This window comes from Ewingella sp. CoE-038-23 (assembly GCF_040419245.1).
Lineage (GTDB): Bacteria > Pseudomonadota > Gammaproteobacteria > Enterobacterales > Enterobacteriaceae > Ewingella > Ewingella allii.
Map to the genome: position 1 here is coordinate 2,313,812 of NZ_JAZHOH010000001.1, position 19,022 is coordinate 2,332,833.

Annotated in this window: 19 protein-coding genes; 15 read left to right on the forward strand and 4 right to left on the reverse strand. The window is 51.9% G+C overall.

The window, feature by feature from the left end; genetic code table 11:
• The first annotated feature begins 190 nt into the window (after positions 1–190).
• The 3 genes from lolB (at position 191) to prs (ending at position 2,819) form a co-directional block, all read left to right on the forward strand.
• On the forward strand, positions 191–814 hold the full coding sequence (gene lolB / locus V2154_RS10870) for a lipoprotein insertase outer membrane protein LolB (protein ID WP_353502258.1): 624 nt from the start codon (positions 191–193) through the stop codon (positions 812–814).
• Between the two features lies 1 nt (position 815).
• Positions 816–1,676 carry a 4-(cytidine 5'-diphospho)-2-C-methyl-D-erythritol kinase gene (gene ispE, locus V2154_RS10875; RefSeq protein WP_353502259.1) on the forward strand — a complete coding sequence of 287 codons (861 nt, stop codon included), beginning with the start codon at positions 816–818 and terminating at the stop codon, positions 1,674–1,676.
• Between the two features lie 195 nt (positions 1,677–1,871).
• Complete coding sequence (gene prs, locus V2154_RS10880) at positions 1,872–2,819, forward strand: ribose-phosphate diphosphokinase (RefSeq protein ID WP_034790822.1); 948 nt, start codon at positions 1,872–1,874, stop codon at positions 2,817–2,819.
• 122 nt (positions 2,820–2,941) lie between these two features.
• On the opposite strand, the gene ychH is transcribed toward prs, so the two are convergent.
• Positions 2,942–3,214, reverse strand: a complete 273-nt coding sequence (ychH, locus tag V2154_RS10885; RefSeq protein ID WP_353502260.1) for a stress-induced protein YchH — start codon at positions 3,212–3,214, stop codon at positions 2,942–2,944.
• A gap of 290 nt (positions 3,215–3,504) precedes the next feature.
• Between ychH and pth the strand changes: the two genes are divergently transcribed.
• Positions 3,505–4,095 (forward strand): aminoacyl-tRNA hydrolase, encoded by a 591-nt coding sequence (gene pth, locus V2154_RS10890; protein ID WP_353502261.1) that lies wholly within the window; start codon positions 3,505–3,507, stop codon positions 4,093–4,095.
• A gap of 74 nt (positions 4,096–4,169) precedes the next feature.
• Here the strand turns inward: pth and V2154_RS10895 are convergent, their stop codons facing one another.
• Positions 4,170–5,651, reverse strand: a complete 1,482-nt coding sequence (locus V2154_RS10895; RefSeq protein ID WP_353502262.1) for a SulP family inorganic anion transporter — start codon at positions 5,649–5,651, stop codon at positions 4,170–4,172.
• Between the two features lie 393 nt (positions 5,652–6,044).
• Here V2154_RS10895 and ychF point away from each other — a divergent pair, with 393 nt between their 5' ends.
• Both ychF and yajD read left to right on the forward strand, forming a co-directional pair.
• The gene (ychF, locus tag V2154_RS10900; RefSeq protein WP_353502263.1) at positions 6,045–7,136 is read left to right on the forward strand and encodes a redox-regulated ATPase YchF; all 1,092 of its coding nucleotides are present in this window, start codon (positions 6,045–6,047) and stop codon (positions 7,134–7,136) included.
• A gap of 157 nt (positions 7,137–7,293) precedes the next feature.
• Positions 7,294–7,641, forward strand: coding sequence for an HNH nuclease YajD (gene yajD, locus V2154_RS10905; RefSeq protein ID WP_353502264.1), 348 nt, complete (start codon positions 7,294–7,296; stop codon positions 7,639–7,641).
• A 56-nt stretch (positions 7,642–7,697) separates the two neighbouring features.
• Here the strand turns inward: yajD and V2154_RS10910 are convergent, their stop codons facing one another.
• Both V2154_RS10910 and V2154_RS10915 read right to left on the reverse strand, forming a co-directional pair.
• The gene (locus tag V2154_RS10910) at positions 7,698–8,285 is read right to left on the reverse strand and encodes a hypothetical protein (protein WP_353502265.1); all 588 of its coding nucleotides are present in this window, start codon (positions 8,283–8,285) and stop codon (positions 7,698–7,700) included.
• A 97-nt stretch (positions 8,286–8,382) separates the two neighbouring features.
• Positions 8,383–9,192, reverse strand: a complete 810-nt coding sequence (locus V2154_RS10915) for a DeoR family transcriptional regulator (protein WP_353503979.1) — start codon at positions 9,190–9,192, stop codon at positions 8,383–8,385.
• 250 nt (positions 9,193–9,442) lie between these two features.
• On the opposite strand from V2154_RS10915, the gene kbaZ reads away from it, so the two are divergent.
• The 9 genes from kbaZ to V2154_RS10960 all read left to right on the forward strand — a co-directional run bounded on the left by kbaZ (position 9,443) and on the right by V2154_RS10960 (position 18,801).
• Positions 9,443–10,735 (forward strand): tagatose-bisphosphate aldolase subunit KbaZ, encoded by a 1,293-nt coding sequence (gene kbaZ / locus V2154_RS10920; protein ID WP_353502266.1) that lies wholly within the window; start codon positions 9,443–9,445, stop codon positions 10,733–10,735.
• Positions 10,736–10,759: 24 nt separating this feature from the next.
• A complete protein-coding gene (gene agaV, locus V2154_RS10925) occupies positions 10,760–11,233 on the forward strand; it encodes a PTS N-acetylgalactosamine transporter subunit IIB (RefSeq protein ID WP_353502267.1) in 474 nt (157 codons plus the stop codon).
• Between the two features lie 10 nt (positions 11,234–11,243).
• On the forward strand, positions 11,244–12,026 hold the full coding sequence (agaW, locus tag V2154_RS10930) for a PTS N-acetylgalactosamine transporter subunit IIC (RefSeq protein WP_353502268.1): 783 nt from the start codon (positions 11,244–11,246) through the stop codon (positions 12,024–12,026).
• Positions 12,016–12,891, forward strand: coding sequence for a PTS N-acetylgalactosamine transporter subunit IID (gene agaE, locus V2154_RS10935; RefSeq protein ID WP_353502269.1), 876 nt, complete (start codon positions 12,016–12,018; stop codon positions 12,889–12,891). Before agaW ends, agaE begins: the two co-directional genes overlap by 11 nt.
• A 15-nt stretch (positions 12,892–12,906) precedes the next feature.
• Entirely contained in the window at positions 12,907–13,341 is a 435-nt protein-coding gene (gene agaF, locus V2154_RS10940) for a PTS galactosamine/N-acetylgalactosamine transporter subunit IIA (RefSeq protein ID WP_353502270.1), read from the forward strand.
• Positions 13,338–14,471: an N-acetylglucosamine-6-phosphate deacetylase gene (gene nagA, locus V2154_RS10945; protein ID WP_353502271.1), complete on the forward strand. Its 1,134-nt coding sequence runs from the start codon at positions 13,338–13,340 to the stop codon at positions 14,469–14,471. Before agaF ends, nagA begins: the two co-directional genes overlap by 4 nt.
• 300 nt (positions 14,472–14,771) lie before the next feature.
• Positions 14,772–15,926 carry an SIS domain-containing protein gene (locus tag V2154_RS10950; protein ID WP_353502272.1) on the forward strand — a complete coding sequence of 385 codons (1,155 nt, stop codon included), beginning with the start codon at positions 14,772–14,774 and terminating at the stop codon, positions 15,924–15,926.
• A gap of 12 nt (positions 15,927–15,938) precedes the next feature.
• Positions 15,939–16,817 carry a tagatose-bisphosphate aldolase subunit KbaY gene (gene kbaY, locus V2154_RS10955; protein ID WP_353502273.1) on the forward strand — a complete coding sequence of 293 codons (879 nt, stop codon included), beginning with the start codon at positions 15,939–15,941 and terminating at the stop codon, positions 16,815–16,817.
• 91 nt (positions 16,818–16,908) lie between these two features.
• Positions 16,909–18,801, forward strand: coding sequence for an alpha-amylase family protein (locus V2154_RS10960; protein ID WP_353502274.1), 1,893 nt, complete (start codon positions 16,909–16,911; stop codon positions 18,799–18,801).
• The last annotated feature ends 221 nt before the right edge of the window (positions 18,802–19,022 follow it).

The following is a 19,022-nucleotide window of genomic DNA, read 5'->3' on the forward strand; positions in this document are numbered from 1 at the left end:
GAGCTTACTGGATCTCCTCACTGCGTACTTCAATATCAATGATAGCCATGATCTATCAAGGGCTACTCTTTTTTCTTGAAACAATTGCGGCCTTTCTCAGTGGCTAACGTGCTCGACGTCAGTATGCTAAACTGACCATCGCCGAATTTGCCCAGGCATTTTGCCTCAGCACCCAAGGATTTAATCTGTTATGCCAATGCGTAAAGCTCATTTAGTTCGTCTTCTTCCTCTTGCAAGCCTGGTGCTTGCCGCCTGTTCCATCAATGCTCCTAAGGGTCCGGCGACCAGTCCGACTTCCCCTCAGTGGCGTGAGCATGAGGCGCAAATCAAGCAATTAGAGCACTATCAAACGCGTGGCTCCTTCGCCTATATCTCGGATAAACAAAAAGTTTATGCCCGCTTCTTCTGGCAGCAATACACGCGTGACAACTACCGCCTGTTGTTGACCAACCCACTTGGCAGCACCGAGATGGAGCTGAAAGTCCAAAGCGGCGTCGCCCAGTTGACTAATAATGAAGGCAAGAAGTACACCAGTAATAATCCTGATGAGATGATTCAGAAGCTGACCGGCATGTCGATTCCGCTGGCTAACCTGCGTCTGTGGATGCTGGGCCTGCCGGGCGATGAGAGTGATTTCACCCTCGACAGCCAGTACCGCCTGTCCAAAGTTAACTACAGCCAACACGGCCAGCAAGGCACCGTGGTGTATCAGAGCTACAGCGACGATATGATCCCATCATTGCCGAATCGCCTGGAACTGACCGAAGGCGACCAGCGCATCAAATTGAAAATGGACAGCTGGACCTTAAACTGAGATGACGCAATTGTGGCCTTCTCCGGCTAAACTCAATTTATTCCTTTATATCACCGGCCAGCGCGCCAACGGTTATCACGAACTGCAAACCCTGTTTCAGTTTGTCGATTATGGCGACAGCCTCTCTTTCGTGCCGCGCAACGACGGGCGAATTGTCCTCACTACCCCCGTCGAGGGCGTCGCGGACGAAGATAATTTGGTGGTTCGCGCCGCGCGTTTGTTACAACGTCACGCAAACTGCTCGCTTGGCGCGGACATTTCGCTCATCAAACGCATCCCGATGGGCGGCGGACTGGGCGGGGGTTCCTCTAATGCCGCGACGGTATTGGTAGCACTGAATGCCCTGTGGGAGTGCGGCCTGTCAGATGAACAACTGGCCGCGTTAGGCGTCACCTTAGGCGCAGATGTTCCGGTGTTCGTGATGGGCCATGCCGCCTTTGCCGAAGGCATTGGCGAGATACTGCAACCCGTCGCGCCTGAGGAAAAATGGTATTTAGTGGCCCACCCGGGCGTGCATATCCCGACCCCGATGATTTTTGGCGATCCTGAGTTAACCCGCGACACGCCAAAACGGCCGATAAATGTGCTTTTAAGCACAGCGTGGACAAATGATTGCCAACCGATTGCGATAAAACGTTTTTGCGAGGTTGAACAGCTTGTTTCTTGGCTGTTAGAATACGCGCCGTCACGTATGACGGGCACGGGTGCTTGCGTTTTCGCCGAATTTGCGACCGAGCATGAAGCCCGTCAGGTTTTGAATCAGATTCCATCGTCGGTCACCGGGTTTGTAGCTAAGGGCGTCAACGTCTCTCCCCTGCACCGTTTCCGCGAAGAATGGCTGAGAGCAGCAGGCAAAGCGTAGAGCGTCACGGTCCCGTTTCCCGTGTCTGTTCTTTGCCAGCCTCTCACTCTGTAACAGAGCCAAGATTTCCGTAGTATTGGTTGTAAAGATGTACCGAAGTATTTTTTCTCGTAAGCATAATGCTGTGGCATCGCTCACCGCCCGGTGGTGCCATAAGCCAATGTCTTCCCTGGACGCAAGCCTGAGGTTCTTCTCGTGCCTGATATGAAGCTTTTTGCTGGTAACGCCACCCCGGAACTAGCACAACGTATTGCCAACCGTTTATACACCAGCCTTGGTGACGCCGCCGTCAGTCGTTTTAGCGACGGTGAAGTAAGTGTGCAAATCAACGAAAATGTACGTGGCGGAGATATTTTCATTATCCAGTCCACCTGCGCACCTACTAACGATAACCTGATGGAACTGGTCGTGATGGTTGATGCCTTACGCCGCGCTTCCGCCGGCCGTATCACTGCGGTCATCCCTTATTTTGGTTATGCACGTCAAGATCGCCGGGTGCGTTCAGCCCGTGTGCCAATCACCGCCAAAGTGGTTGCAGACTTCCTTTCTAGCGTCGGTGTTGACCGCGTTCTTACCGTAGATTTACACGCCGAACAGATCCAGGGCTTCTTCGACGTACCGGTTGATAACGTGTTCGGTAGCCCGATTCTGCTGGAAGATATGCTGCAACAGAATCTGGAAAACCCAATCGTGGTTTCCCCAGATATTGGTGGTGTTGTCCGTGCTCGCGCCGTGGCAAAACTGCTCAACGACACTGACATGGCTATCATCGACAAACGCCGCCCACGCGCTAACGTTTCTCAGGTGATGCACATCATCGGTGACGTTGCTGGCCGTGACTGCGTGCTGGTTGACGACATGATCGACACCGGCGGCACGCTGTGTAAAGCCGCTGAAGCCTTGAAAGAGCGCGGTGCTAAGCGCGTTTTCGCTTATGCCACGCACCCAATCTTCTCTGGCAATGCCGTCGAGAACATCAAGAACTCCGTGATTGATGAAGTGATTGTCTGTGACACCATTCCGCTGTCTCCAGAAATTCGCGCACTGAAGAAAGTTCGTACTCTGACTCTATCAGGTATGCTGGCTGAAGCGATTCGTCGCATCAGCAACGAAGAGTCTATCTCTGCGATGTTCGAACATTAATCTGGTTCCCTTCTGCTTGCGGAAGGGGCTGATTAGCGAGCATAAAAAACCCGTTATTGTTCGCGCAATAACGGGTTTTTCTTTAGCCGATCGTAAAACTATAGGTTGTTAATCGCCTATTGTTAAGAATGACGATGATTCTTGCGGCAGCGAGCATCATAATGACGAACCCAAAAATAACGGTCGGCAACGCGTTCACGGCCACCGATTCGCGCCCCTGCTAGCCATAAAATCGCACCAATAAAGATGCTGGCTATTGCGCCATGGGCTAAAAATTGCGGTAAATTCAGACTCGGCATCTGATTCAGAATGGAGTATCCAACCCCGCCGACCATAGTGACCAGACCAAGCCCCATCAGCACGTTACCTAATACTGTTGCGGTTTTACGTTTCATATGTCACCTCCAGTAATCCATCAATTGAACAGGTCTATTTCTGTTTTCCTAGCTCAAAGTGTAGTCGTCGGGTGGGTTTTACTTTGCGGCAACGATCACAGACAGAGAACATAGCATGACAAATCTTTACGTTTTGTTGTCACTTTCATTTGAAGGGTGAATGGTTTTCTTGCTCAACTATTCACCTTTAAAATCATTATCCTGAAATTCCCCTCCGCAGGTTTGGCACAACTGCCTCACGCGGGTAAACTAACGCCCTGATCGTCACCTCATGAAGAAGCGAAACCAACGTGAGCAGCATTAAATTAATTGTGGGTCTGGCCAACCCTGGCGCCGAATACGCCCAAACGCGGCACAACGCCGGAGCCTGGTATGTGGACCTGTTGGCGCGCCAGCATAATCAGCAGCTTAAAGAAGAGAGTAAGTTCTACGGCTACACCGCGCGTTTGTCGCTGGCGGGCCAGGATGTTCGTCTTTTAGTGCCGACGACCTTTATGAATCTCAGCGGCAAGGCCGTGCTGGCGATGGCGAATTTTTATCGCGTCGAGCCGAATGAGATTTTGGTAGCCCACGACGAGTTAGACATCCCGCCGGGCTTGGCGAAAATCAAACTGGGCGGCGGCAACGGCGGCCACAACGGCCTGAAAGATATTCAGAGCAAGCTGGGGAACAACCCTAATTTCTATCGCCTGCGCATTGGTATTGGTCATCCGGGCGATAAAAATAAGGTGGTGGGATTTGTTCTCGGCAAGCCCCCGGCCAGCGAGCAGAAGCTGATTGATGACGCCATCGACGAGTCGCTACGCTGTACCGAGATGCTAATGAAAGAAGGTTTAGAGAAAACCATCCAGCGTCTGCACAGTTTTAAAGCCCAGCCGTAACTCAGTTAAAACTCTATTAAAAGCAAAAAGGCGCGAAATTCGCGCCTTTTCTTATTCAGATTGCCTGACTGCCTTCACAGATTGTCTTCCGCGACGTAATACTGCGGGTCATCCAGCTCGTGGCTACAGAACGGACCAGCCTTTTTCAGCAGGCTCACGCAGTCATCACTGAGGTGGCGCAGCCGAATCGACTTGCCCGCCTCGAGATAGCGCGCGGTCAGTTTATCAATCGCCTCAACGCCGCTGGAGTCCATCACTCGCGTTGCGGCAAAGTCCAACACTACGTTTTGCGGATCGTTCATCGGCTCAAATAACTCGCCAAAGCTGGCCGAGGAGCCAAAGAACAGTGGCCCTTCAAGCTTATAAATCGCCAGATCGCCCTTGGTTTTATGTTCACGAATGCGGATACGCGCCTGCTGCCAGGCGAAGACCAGCGCGGAGATAATTACTCCACTGATCACCGCCACGGCCAGATCGGTGAAAATAGTGATTAAGGTAACAATCACCATCACCAGCGCGTCGGCCTTTGGCATGCGTCGCAGCCTGCGCAGCGAACTCCACTCAAAGGTGTTGTAACACACTACCAACATGATCCCTGCCAGCGCCGCTACCGGCAACAGACCGATGTAACCCGACAGGCTAATCACAAATAAAATCAGCAAAATAGCCCCGACCACGCCTGAAATGCGCCCGCGCCCGCCCGAGGTAAAGTTGATAATTGACTGTCCAATCATCGCGCAACCGGCGAAGCAGCCAAAAAGCCCGCAAATGGTGTTTCCCGCGCCCTGCGCGATGCTTTCGCGATTGCCATTACCCTTCTTATTCCCCATTTCGTCCAGCACGGTCATGGTCAGCAGGGATTCAATCAGGCCGACCAGCGCGATCACCACCGCGTAAGGCAGCACCACCTTCAGCATCTCAAGGTTAAACGGCGCAACCGGCAGGCTGAAGTGAGGCAAAGCGCCGGAGATATCCGCCAAATCTCCGACTCGCAGCGTATGCAGATTAAAGCCAATCGCCACCGCCGCCACCACTATCAGGGCGGCCAGCGAAGAAGGAATAACGCGGGTCAGTTTTGGGAAGAGCACCACCACCAGAATCGCCAGCAGCACCAGCCCGTACATCAGCGGCCCCTGCCCGGCAATCATGTGCAGTTGCGCCAGCATGATGACGATCGCCAGACCGTTCACAAAGCCGTGAATAGCCGGAAGAGGCACCAGACGGATAAATTTCCCCAAACGGAAAACGCCGATCAGGATCTGAATTATCCCGGCAAATATCGTCGCCCACAGCACGTAGCCCATGCCGTGCTGTGCCGCGAGGCTCATCAACACCACCACAATCGAGCCCGCCGCGCCGGAGACCATGCCCGGCTTGCCGCCAAATAGCGCCGTGACTAAGCCAATAATGAAAGCCGTGTGCAAGCCGACAATGGGTGACAGACCGGCCACCAGCGAAAAACCTACGGCTTCGGGGATCATCGAAACCGCGACAACAAATCCCGCCAGAACTTCATTCTTGACGTCAGAAATCCTGAAATCTTTCAGGTTAAACATGATGTTATTCACTTTTTATCAATAGAAACCATTTCTCGCAGACGGAGAAACGCGTGCCGCAGAAGGCTTCACACAGTGGCAAAGCGCGGCAAAAAGCACGGTGAAAACCGTTTACGGAAGGGAAAAACTCAAGGTGGCGTAGGCAAGAAAGACATCTGGCGCGTTTCCGGTCGGTTAAAACATTGTGATCAGTATCTAAAATGATCGGAATACTGGCAAGATTTTTAATCTCAAATACAGGTTAGAGTCTGAGATAAGTGAAGGCGCCAACGCAGAGACGGTGCGAAGGATGCCGGAGATCGGCATTCTGTGTATAATGGCGGGCATAACGGTCATTACATCGTGCGATTAAAGTTAATTGCTTGATAATTAAGATATTAAGGTGATAACAACATGGGATTCAAATGCGGTATCGTGGGCCTGCCGAACGTCGGTAAATCTACATTGTTCAACGCGCTGACTAAAGCGGGCATCGAGGCGGCGAACTTCCCGTTCTGCACTATCGAGCCTAACACTGGCGTGGTGCCAATGCCTGATTCACGTCTTGACCAACTAGCTGAGATCGTAAAACCGCAGCGCATTCTGCCTACTACCATGGAATTCGTTGATATCGCCGGTCTGGTGAAAGGCGCGTCTAAAGGTGAAGGCCTGGGTAACCAGTTCCTGACCAACATCCGTGAAACCGAAGCTATCGGCCACGTTGTGCGCTGTTTCGAGAATGACAACATCATTCACGTGAACAACAAAGTCGACCCGGCGGAAGACATTGATGTCATCAACACTGAGCTGGCCCTGTCCGACCTCGACACCTGTGAGCGTGCGATCCACCGCGTGCAGAAACGTGCTAAAGGCGGCGATAAAGACGCAAAAGCCGAACTGGCTGCGCTGGAAAAATGCCTGCCACAGCTTTCCGAAGCTGGCATGCTGCGTGCGCTAGATCTGACTGACGAAGATAAAGCGGCGATCCGCTACCTGAGCTTCCTGACGCTAAAACCAACTATGTATATCGCTAACGTTAACGAAGACGGTTTTGAAAATAACCCGTACCTCGACACCGTTCGCAAAATCGCCGCTGCTGAAGGCTCTGTCGTAGTGGCAGTCTGCGCCGCGGTTGAATCTGATATCGCCGAGTTGGACGACGCTGATCGTGATGAGTTCATGGCCGAGCTGGGTCTGGAAGAGCCGGGCCTGAACCGCGTGATCCGCGCCGGTTATGAGCTGCTGAACCTGCAAACTTACTTCACCGCAGGCGTGAAAGAAGTCCGCGCATGGACCATCCCTGTCGGCGCCACTGCCCCACAGGCAGCCGGTAAAATCCACACCGACTTCGAGAAAGGCTTTATCCGCGCCCAAACCATCGCTTTCGAAGACTTCATCACCTACAAAGGTGAACAAGGCGCGAAAGAAGCCGGCAAAATGCGTTCAGAAGGTAAAGAGTACATCGTGAAAGATGGCGACGTGATGAACTTCTTGTTTAACGTCTAAGCCAAAATTCGGGTTGTAGAGACTATAAGTTGTGTTAAAGAAACCCCATGCAGATGCGTGGGGTTTTTGTTTGGAGGCATGACAGATGACCTTCCACCCCATTAAAGGATATATTGAGGCAATAATCTAACTCCCTCACTTCGTAACGGACACCACCATGGCACTGATCCCCAAAAATTACTCGCGGTTGGAAAGCGGCTATCGCGAGAAAGCGTTAAAAATCTATCCGTGGGTTTGTGGGCGCTGCTCGCGTGAGTTTGTTTATTCCAACCTGCGCGAATTAACGGTTCACCATATCGATCACGACCACACCAATAACCCGGCGGATGGCAGTAACTGGGAGTTGTTGTGTTTGTACTGCCATGACCATGAGCACTCAAAATACACCGAGGCGGACCAGTACGGCACAACCGTCGTCGCGGGCGAAGACGCGCAGGACGATGTTGAAGCGGCGACCTATAATCCCTTCGCAGATTTAAAGTCGCTGCTGAATAAGAAGAAGTAATTATGTAGATGTCAGCTTATGGCGCATAAGCTGACATCACAGCATGCCGAAGGATATTAGCCCGCTTTTTCGAGGCTACGCTTTACGGCCTTGAGCGTCCTTTGGCGGATCCAGCCACTTCCTGCTCTTATCGCCAGCCAGTACAAAGCCATTTTTAAGTAGGTCGCTCTGTCAGAGCAATGGATGAAGGTTTCTGTACAGAGTGCATATTTATCAGTCGCTATCTCTTGTAATTGATACCGCAGTAACAATTTTGCGTTACCAGGCTTAAGTGCTGCGCAATACGCACGAGTGTCCTGAATATCCTCAAGACCAAAATCGCTACGCCAAAATTGGCCTCTTAAGCCATAACAAAGTTCAGTTGTGGATTTTTCAAGCAATGTAAAATTACTCAGTCCGAACTGATGAATACTGTCTCTAGACTCACCCAAACGTAATCTTTGTGGCAGTTGTCGCACCGACATCAAGGTTCTAATGATGAAGTCCTGCTGGATATCATAATCAGCCACCGCCGATAATATTTTTTCCGGGTAGAGAGTGGTGATAGTTGCTTGATGTCTCTCATAGAACTGAAAGTTCGGCATATATATAGGTACATTTAGCCAGCCGGTTAGAACTTTCTTAGTAACAAATCCCAGCACCAATCTACTTACTCCCTTAAAAAACCTAATCCCGAATGATGGTTATTGCGCTCCAATAACTTTATTGGCTAGGGTCAATCGGAAGAAATCGACCCAGCAACTACCCCTCAACCACCATCACTTCAACCCCGGCTTTTCGCAGTCCGCTCAAACTCTCTTCTGGAATGCCGCTATCAGTAATAACCGTATGAATACGTTGAGTATCAATAATCTTGTGCAGGCTGGAGCGGTTAAATTTGCTGGAGTCGGTGACCACAATAATGTGCTCCGCGACTTCACACATCCGGCGATTCAAACGCGCTTCGTCTTCATTATGGGTACTGACTCCGCGCTCGAGGCTTATGGCGTCGACGCCGAGAAAAAGGATATCGAAGTGGTAATTTTGCAGCGACTGGTCGGCCTGTTCACCATAGAAAGAGAGAGACTGGCGGCGTAGGTGCCCGCCGGTCATCAGCACGTCCACCCCTTCGGCTTCCACCAGCGCGTTGGCCACATTCATGCCATTGGTCATGGCAATCACCTCTTTATGATTACGCATATGGCGCGCAATTTCATAGGTGGTGGTGCCTGAGTCAAGAATGACGCGGTGGCCCGGCTTAATAAGATTGGCGGCAACCCGCGCAATGCTGCGCTTTAAAGAAGTATTAAGGGAGCTTTTATCTTCCACCGTCGGCTCAATCCCCGGCGTGTTGGCGTCGCAAACCAGCGCACCGCCGTAGGCTCGCACGGCGATGCCCTGCTTTTCCAGAAAGGCTAAATCGTTGCGGATAGTGACCGTGGAAACATTAAAAAATGCCGACAAATCATTAACCTGAACACTACCCTGTTGACGAAGACGCTGAATAATCTGCTCACGCCTTTCACTGGTCCCTGTTACCCGTTTTTCCATTGCCGAATCGGTATTGCTCATCATTAATCCTTTCTCGCGGCCTTTCGTTTCATTTCGCTTTACCTATTAACGCCTTTCTTTTGCTGAAATGCAAGCCTTTGCACGACGCCAAATCGGTGGAACAACGGATAAAAAAACCTTTCACTACGTTTCTTTTGCGAAACAGATCGCATTTCCATTATCTTTCGTTTTGTTTTTATTGGTCGTTAGAGCAATATTCAGCGAAATGAACTGAAAGAAAAATAACCATTACCCCCTTATGGAGTGGAAAGTGAAACATTTAACCGAGTTTGTGGCTGACCATAAGCAGGATAAAGGATGCGGCATCTTTGCCGTCTGTTCCGCGCACCCATTAGTGCTTGAAGCGGCAATACGTCACGCCAGGGAAACACAATCGCTCTTATTAATAGAAGCCACCTCCAATCAAGTGGATCAGTTTGGCGGCTACACGGGCATGACCCCGGTAGACTTTCGTCACTTCGTTGAGCAAATGGCCGATGAGCACCACTTGCCGCGCCAACAGTTGATATTAGGTGGCGACCATTTGGGGCCAAATCGCTGGCAAACTGCGCCTGCCGCAGAAGCTATGGCGCATGCTGAAGAGCTGATTCGCCATTATGTTGCCGCGGGTTTTAAAAAAATCCATCTGGATTGCAGCATGTCCTGTGCCGATGACCCGGTGCCATTAACCGATGAGATCGTGGCTGAGCGTGCCGCACGACTTGCGCGAATTGCCGAGCAGACCAGCAAGAAAACATGGGGTTCCTCTGATCTGGTGTATGTCATTGGGACAGAAGTGCCGGTTCCGGGGGGCGCGCACGAAACGCTGTCGGCACTCACCGTGACCTCACCACAAGCAGCAAAAGCCACGCTGCAAGCTCATCGCCATGCTTTTGAACAACAGGGGCTGAACGAAATTTGGCCACGGATTATTGGGCTGGTCGTGCAGCCCGGCGTGGAATTCGATCATGCTCATATTATTGATTATCAACCTGAAAAATCTCTTGCTCTGAGTCAGACTATCGAAGAATTTGACACCATGGTCTTCGAAGCGCACTCCACCGATTATCAAACACCACTCGCCCTACGGCAGCTTGTTCAACATCACTTCGCTATTTTGAAAGTCGGCCCGGCGCTCACTTTTGCATTGCGCGAAGCCCTCTTTTCGCTGGCCGCCATCGAGCATGAACTTCGCCCTTCTCACCAGTGTTCAGGGCTGAGAGATGTCTTAGAAAGCGTGATGCAACAGCACCCGCAGCACTGGGAACAGCATTACCACGGCAATAACGATGAGCGCCGTCTGGCGCGCGGGTACAGCTATTCCGACCGCGTTCGCTACTACTGGCCGGATCACGACATTGACGAGGCTTATTCCCGTTTGGTGACGCATCTGGCGGATCAATCTATTCCACTGCCACTGATTAGCCAGTACCTACCCCTGCAATACAGCAGGGTTCGTGAAGGCCGACTGGCAGCAACACCGCATGAACTGATTATTGACCACATTCAGGATGTACTGCGTCAGTACCATGCTGCCTGCATGAGCACTTCGTCATCCCAATAACACAATGATAATAAGGAAGAAAAAATGCCAAACATTGTTTTAAGTCGTATTGATGAGCGTCTGATCCACGGCCAGGTGGGTGTTCAGTGGGTCGGGTTTGCCGGGGCGAATCTGGTGTTAGTAGCCAATGATGAAGTGGCCGAAGATGAAGTTCAGCAGAATTTAATGGAAATGGTGTTGGCGGAGGGCATCGCCGTGCGTTTTTGGCCGCTGCAAAAGGTTATAGACAATATTCATCGCGCCAACGATCGGCAGAAAATCTTACTGGTCTGTAAAAATCCCACCGACTTTCTGACCCTCGCCAACGGCAATGTGCCGGTGACGCGCATCAACGTGGGCAATATGCACTATGCCGAAGGCAAGCAACAAATCGCGAAAACCGTCTCCGTCGACGATCAGGACATTGCCGCTTTTAATGGCCTGAAAAAAGCCGGTGTGGAATGTTTTGTTCAGGGCGTACCTACCGAGCCAGCACAGGATCTATACAAACTCCTTTGAGGTATTTTCTATGGAAATTAGCTTATTACAGGCACTAGCGTTAGGGATCCTGGCCTTTATTGCGGGATTGGATATGTTCAATGGCCTGACGCATATGCATCGTCCGGTAGTCCTTGGCCCCCTGGTCGGCCTGATTATGGGTGACCTTCACGCGGGAATATTGACCGGCGGTACGCTGGAATTGGTATGGATGGGGCTTGCGCCGCTGGCCGGTGCCCAGCCGCCGAATGTGATTATCGGCACAATTGTCGGCACCGCTTTTGCTATCACCGCCAGAGTGAAGCCTGAAGTAGCCGTCGGCGTGGCCGTTCCCTTTGCCGTGGCGGTGCAAATGGGCATTACCTTCTTGTTCTCCATTATGTCTGGCGTGATGGCGCGCTGCGACCGCATGGCGGCCAACGCGGACACCAAAGGCATCGAAAGAGTTAACTATCTGGCGTTACTGGCACTGGGGGCTTTCTATTTTCTCTGCGCCTTCCTGCCTATCTACTTCGGCGCGGATCACGCAAAAGCGGCCATTGATGTCTTACCGGCGCGCCTGATTGACGGCCTTGGCGTGGCGGGCGGCATTATGCCAGCCATCGGCTTTGCCGTGCTGCTGAAAATCATGATGAAAAACGTCTACATCCCCTATTTCATTCTTGGATTTGTTGCTGCCGCTTGGCTAAAACTGCCGGTACTGGCGATTGCTGCTGCCGCACTCGCCATGGCAATCATCGATTTTATGCGCAAAGACTCAGCCCCACTGCAGCCTTCCAGCTCTAAACAAGAGGAATTCGAAGATGGTATCTAATACTCAGGTTTTGCCAGGGATCAGCACCAGTGAGAAAACCGTGACGTCTGGCAGTGACAATATCTATGAAGATCAAACTATTGGCACCGAGCTGACTAAAAAAGACATTAACCGCGTGGCGTGGCGCTCCATGCTGCTGCAAGCCTCCTTTAACTATGAGCGTATGCAGGCTTCAGGCTGGCTATATGGGCTGCTGCCCGCCTTGAAAAAGATCCACACCAATAAAAATGATCTGGCGCGAGCCATGAAAGGCCATATGGGGTTCTTCAACACCCACCCTTTCCTGGTGACATTTGTCATCGGCATCATTCTAGCGATGGAGCGTTCCAAGCAGGATGTGAACAGCATTCAGAGCACTAAAATTGCTGTTGGCGCGCCACTGGGCGGCATTGGCGATGCCATGTTCTGGCTCACGTTACTGCCAATTTGCGGCGGGATTGGGGCCAGCCTGGCGCTGCAAGGCTCGATTCTCGGTGCGGTGGTGTTTTTGGTGATGTTTAACGTCGTTCATCTCGGGCTGCGTTTCGGGCTGGCTCACTATGCCTATCGCATGGGGGTTGCCGCCATTCCGGTAATCAAGGCCAATACGCTAAAAGTGGGCCGCGCCGCCTCTATCGTTGGGATGACGGTGATTGGCGCGCTAGTGGCAACCTATGTTCGTTTAGCCACCACGCTGGAGATCAATGCCGGTGACGCGGTAGTTAAACTGCAAACCGACGTTATCGACAAACTAATGCCAGCGTTTCTGCCCCTGCTATATACCCTGACGATGTATTGGCTGGTACGCCGTGGCTGGAGCCCGCTGCGCCTGATCGGGCTGACCGTGGTGTTGGGCATCGTCGGCAAATTTGGTCACTTCCTGTAAGCAAGAGGACGCAACATGTTAAGCATTATTCTTACGGGTCACGGCGGGTTCGCCACCGGGCTTGAGAAAGCCATGAAGCAAATTCTTGGCGAACAGCCACAAATCATGGCAATCGATTTCCCCGAAAGCTCGTCAACCGCCCTGCTGACCTCCGAGTTTGAACAGGCGCTGAGCCTGCTAGATGAGAGTGAGGGGCTGGTTTTTCTGACCGATTTACTGGGCGGGACGCCTTTTCGCGTGGCATCGACATTAGCCATGCAGAAACCCGAGCGGGAAGTGATCACCGGCGTGAATCTACAGCTTCTGCTGGAAATGGTACTGGAGCGCGAGGGATTGAGCAGTCAGGAATTCCGCCTTCTGGCCCTTGAATGTGGTCATCGGGGGCTAACCAGCTTAGTGGATGAGCTGGGCCGTCATCGTGAGGCCGTACCCATAGAGGAAGGGATATGAGCACGCTATTGCGCGCGCACCGAGTGCTCACTGAACAAGGCTGGCTGCAAGACCACCAGTTACGGCTCAACGGCAACAAGATTATCGCCATTGAGCCAATCCCTGCAGGTGTTCCAAAGCGCGATGCCGAGCTGCTATGTCCGGCCTACATAGATATCCATGTTCACGGGGGCGATGGCGTTGACGTCATGGATGACGCTCCCGAGGTGTTGGACCAGCTGGCGATGTTTAAAGCGCGTCAGGGCGTCGGCGGCTGGTTGCCGACTACCGTCACGGCGAAGCTTGATGAGATAACGAGCGCACTGCGACGCATTGCCCTGCGCTATCACCAGGGTGGGAAAGGCGCGACGGTGCTGGGAAGTTATCTGGAAGGGCCTTACTTCACGCCGCAGAACAAGGGGGCGCATGCCCCAGAGCTATTCCGCGAACTGAGCATCGCCGAGCTAGATGGCCTGATTAATGTGTCGCAAAACACCCTGCGCGTGGTGGCTCTGGCACCTGAAAAACCCGAGGCGATCGCGGTCATTCAGCACCTTAAAAGTCAGGGAATCCGAGTAATGCTCGGCCACAGTGCGGCAAGCTATGAAGAGACAGTCCGGGCCTTTGACGCCGGAGCCGATGGGCTGGTGCACTGCTTTAACGGCATGACGGGGCTTCATCACCGTGATCCGGGTATGGTTGGCGCGGGGTTAACGGATAAGCGAGCCTGGCTGGAGTTAATTGCCGATGGTCACCATGTTCATCCCGCGGCGATGGCCCTTTGCTGTGACTGCGCCGCGCCTCGAGTGGTGCTGATCACTGACGCCATGCGCGCTGCTGGCATGCCCGACGGCGAGTATTCAATTTGCGGGCAACCCGTTACTCTACAGCAAGGCATGGTGCGCACGGCTGCGGGCGGGCTTGCAGGAAGCACCCTGTCGCTGGATGCCGGGGTGCGCAATCTGGTCAATAACCTCGCGATATCAGAGGCGGATGCCATTCATATGGCGTCACTGCATCCGGCCAAAATGCTCGGCCTTGAACAGAGTTACGGTTCACTCTCAGAGGGGAAAATGGCCAACATCATCGCGCTAGACTCACAGCTTAGGGTGCAAAAAATATGGGTTGATGGTCAGTCTGTCGAGATCTAATCCTTTCACTGCACAACACTTTGGTTTGTGACCCCCGTGGTCACAGACCTTTCCTTTCCTTTCGACTGTTGCAAGTCCACTTCCTCAAGAAATAGCCTTATTCATATAAAACAATCAGTTGAATAAATTCATTCCATCTTTAGATCACAGTTTTAGTTTTATTTCCTTTCTTTCGTTGATCTTTCACTTTCTTTTGTATAGATTCCATTTAACCACAAAACAAGCCAAATGAAACGAAACGAAAGATAGCCATGCATGATTTGTATTGGCTCACTGAAAGGTACGACTAAGGACTAAGTGATGAGCGAAACCGAATTTGCCAGTATTTCAGGTACGGCAACCTGGACCGAAAAAGAGATCCGCCAGCAACCGGGATGCTGGATCCAATCCTTAAAAAACATTGAAAGCCAACGCCGCGAGATAGAGACTTTTCTCAGCCCTCTGCTGCAAAAATCTGATCTGCATATCGTCCTGACCGGCGCGGGAACCTCGGCATTTATCGGCGATATTATTGCGCCTTGGCTTGCGCGCCAGACGGGTAAAAATTTCGTCGCCGTGCCGACCACCGATCTCGTGACTAACCCTGCTGATTATTTATCCTCCCATCGCCCGACGCTGCTGGTCTCTTTTGCCCGCTCGGGCAACAGTCCGGAGAGCGTCGCGGCAGTGGATTTAGCCAATCAGCTGGTCGGCCAGTGCCACCATTTGGTTATTACCTGCAATGAAGCGGGCAGCCTGTATCAAAATGCTGTCAGCAGTGACAACTCGCTAGCCCTGCTGATGCCTGCGGAAACGCACGATCGCGGGTTCGCCATGACCAGCAGCATCAGCACCATGATGGCCAGCTGTCTGGCAGTTTTTGTACCTGAAATCATCAACAGCCCGAGTTTTCAGGACGTGGCGACGCGCTGCGAACAGATCATCGATTCTCAAGGTGACTTCAGCGAGCCGGTATTTGGCAGCTTGCCATTCAAACGCATTGTTTATCTCGGCAGCGGCGGCTTGCAAGGCGTGGCGCGGGAATCCGCCTTAAAAGTGCTGGAGCTGACGGCGGGAAAACTGGCGGCATTTTATGACTCGCCGACAGGTTTTCGCCACGGACCAAAATCCTTGGTCAATGATGAAACCCTGGTCGTGCTGTTTGTGTCGAGCCATCCCTACACCCGCCAATACGATCTCGACTTGCTCAACGAGCTGCGCCGCGACCAGCAGGCGATGCGCGTGGTGGCAATCTCGGCCACCAGCAGCCCTGAAATCGTTGCCGGGCCACACATCTTGTTACCCGCCTCCCGAGATTTTATCGATATCGAACAGGCTTTCTGTTTCCTGATGTACACCCAAATTTTCGCTCTCGGTGAATCAATCAAAGCGGGTATTACCCCTGACACCCCTTCCGCCAGCGGCACGGTTAATCGCGTGGTGAAAGGCGTCATTATTCATCCATGGAAAGGCTGAGAGGATCACCACATGAGCATTATTTCGACCAAATATCTTTTACAGGACGCTCAGGCGCGGCGTTATGCCGTTCCCGCTTTTAATATCCATAACGCAGAAACCATTCAGGCGATCCTCGAAGTCTGCAAAGAGATGCAGTCTCCGGTGATCCTTGCCGGTACGCCGGGCACCTTTAAACATATCGCTTTTGAAGAGATTTACGCCCTGTGTGAAGCCTATTCTGCCAGCTACGGCATGCCACTGGCTCTGCATCTCGACCACCATGAGTCACTGGAAGATATTACCCGCAAGGTCAATGCCGGGGTGCGCAGCGCGATGATTGACGGCAGCCACTTCCCGTTTGCTGAGAACGCCCGTCTGGTGAGAAGCGTGGTGGATTTTTGCCATCGCCACGATTGTAGCGTTGAGGCTGAATTAGGCCGACTAGGCGGCGTTGAAGATGACATGGACGTCGACGAAGAGAGCGCTTTTCTCACTGACCCACAGGAAGCCCGCCGATTTGTCGAGTTAACCGGCATTGATAGCCTTGCCGTCGCCATTGGTACGGCACACGGCTTATACACCAAGCGGCCAAAAATTGATTTCCAGCGTTTGGGGGAAATTAGCGAAACGGTGGACATTCCGTTGGTTTTGCATGGCGCGAGCGATGTGCCTGACGACTATGTGCGCCGCGCCATTGAGTTGGGCGTTTGCAAAGTGAATGTCGCCACCGAGCTGAAAATTGCCTTTGCGGCGGCGGTTAAAAAATGGTTTGGCGACAACCCCGAAGGCAACGACCCGCGCTATTACATGCGCGTTGGCATGGACGCCATGAAAGACGTGGTGCGCAGCAAAGTCACGGTCTGCGGCTCGGCGAATAAGCTCATCCCTGAAGCCGTTGCGTCACATTAAATCTCTTATATAGGTTACCCTGTCACTTATCGGGTAGCCTTTTCCATCTCAGCACCCATCCCTTTTTTACTCTGAGATATCAGGACATCCTATGAAAACCCTCATAAAAAGTTCTCTCTTATTATTGCTGATCAGCAATGGCGCTCTCGCCTCCGAGTACCAGTTAAACAACGATAACTTGGCTTTCTCTTTTGACGACGCCCACTCAGCCGTGATGTTAAAAGATAAGCTTTCGGGCCACCAGCTAGCGCCTATTGAATTGTTTTTCCTGACATTACCTGATGAAAAGGTGATTCACGCTGCCGATTTTAAAATTAAGAGCGTGCAGAAAAAAGATGACGCGATCCTCATTGATTATGAGCACCAAGACTTCAGCGTCAGCGTCGCGTTGCATAGCCTGAAAGGCAAATACGCCAGCATTGACTACAGTATTCAGGCCAAAGACCAGCCGCAGAAAGTAGCGAAAATCACCTTCTTCCCAACCAAAGGGCAGGCTCAGGCTCCTTATGTTAATGGCGCCATCAGTAGCTCGCCGATCATTGCGGACAGCTTTTTCATTCTGCCGGAAAAACCTATCGTTAATACCTATGCCTATGAAACCACAACCAATTTAAACGTTGAGCTGAAAACGCCGATTGGCACGGATACCCCTGTCACCTTCACCACCTACTTTGGGACTTTTGAAGAAAGCAATCAGCTGCGCCGCAGCTTCAACCAGTTCATTAACGCCGTGCGGGCGCGCCCTTATCAACCCTATCTGCACTATAACAGCTGGATGGATATCGGCTTCTTCACCACCTATACCGAACAAGAGGTGCTGAATCGCATGGACACCTACGCCGACGAGCTGATTAAAAAGCGCGGCGTGAAGCTGGATGGTTTTTTACTGGATGACGGCTGGGACGATCGCACAGGGAAATGGCTGTTTGGCCCGGCATTCAGCAAAGGGTTTGGCGCGGTGAAGGAGAAAGCCGATAGCCTGCACACTTCGGTCGGGCTGTGGCTCTCACCCTGGGGGGGCTATAACAAGCCGCGCGACATCCGCGTTTCGCATGCCAAAGAAAATGGTTTTGAAACCGTCGATGGCAAGTTCGCCCTTTCTGGCCCTAATTACTTCCGCAATTTTAATGAACAAATCATCAAACTTATTAAAAATGAGCACATTACCTCTTTCAAACTAGACGGCATGGGCAACGCCAACTCGTATATACCAGGCAGTCAGTTCGCCTCTGACTTTGATGCCTCAATCGAGTTGATTAAAAATATGCGCCAGGCCAATCCTGATCTATTTATCAACCTGACTACCGGCACCGACGCCAGCCCGTCATGGCTGTTCTACGCCGACTCTATCTGGCGTCAGGGGGATGACATCAATGTGTTTGGCAAAGGCTCGCCGGTTCAACAGTGGATGACTTATCGCGATGCCGAAACCTATCGCTCCATCGTGCGCAAAGGCCCGCTGTTCCCAATAAACTCATTGATGTATCACGGGATTGTCAGCGCGGAGCACGCCTATTTTGGACTGGAGAAAGTGCAGACCGACGGTGACTTTGCCGATCAGGTGTGGAGCTATTTTGCGACAGGGACCCAGCTGCAAGAGCTGTACATCACGCCGTCAATGTTAAACAGCAATAAGTGGGACACGCTGGCAGCGGCGGCAAAATGGTCACGCAATAACAGTGACGTGCTGGTCGATACCCACTGGATTGGCGGCGATCCGACTGCATTGGAGGTCTACGGCTGGGCATCATGGAGCAAAAAGAAAGCCATTTTGGGCCTGCGCAATCCGTCGGATAAAGCACAAAGTTACTATCTGGACCTCAGTAAAAGCTTTGAAATCCCCAGCGGCGAGGCCAACCAATTCACCCTTAAAAATGTGTATGGCAGCAACACCAGCCTGCCTGCCAATTACCGCCAGCCTGTTGTCGTGACCTTAAAACCGTTACAAACCCTGGTCATCGAAGCCATCCCCGTCACCCAGTAAAAATTACCCGCCACATTCCGGCCTGATACCCCAACAATCAGGCCGGACTCCCTATCCTTAACCTCCTCTGCCGACAGCTATCCCAAAAACAGGTTATAACTATTATTGGCTTACGTGACATTCTACGGCCGTTATTTTTACTTTCGACTATTAATTCTTTGGTTTTTATTATCAGCAAAATCACAATTAACTGATGAATTAAACTTTATATACGAAAAGTC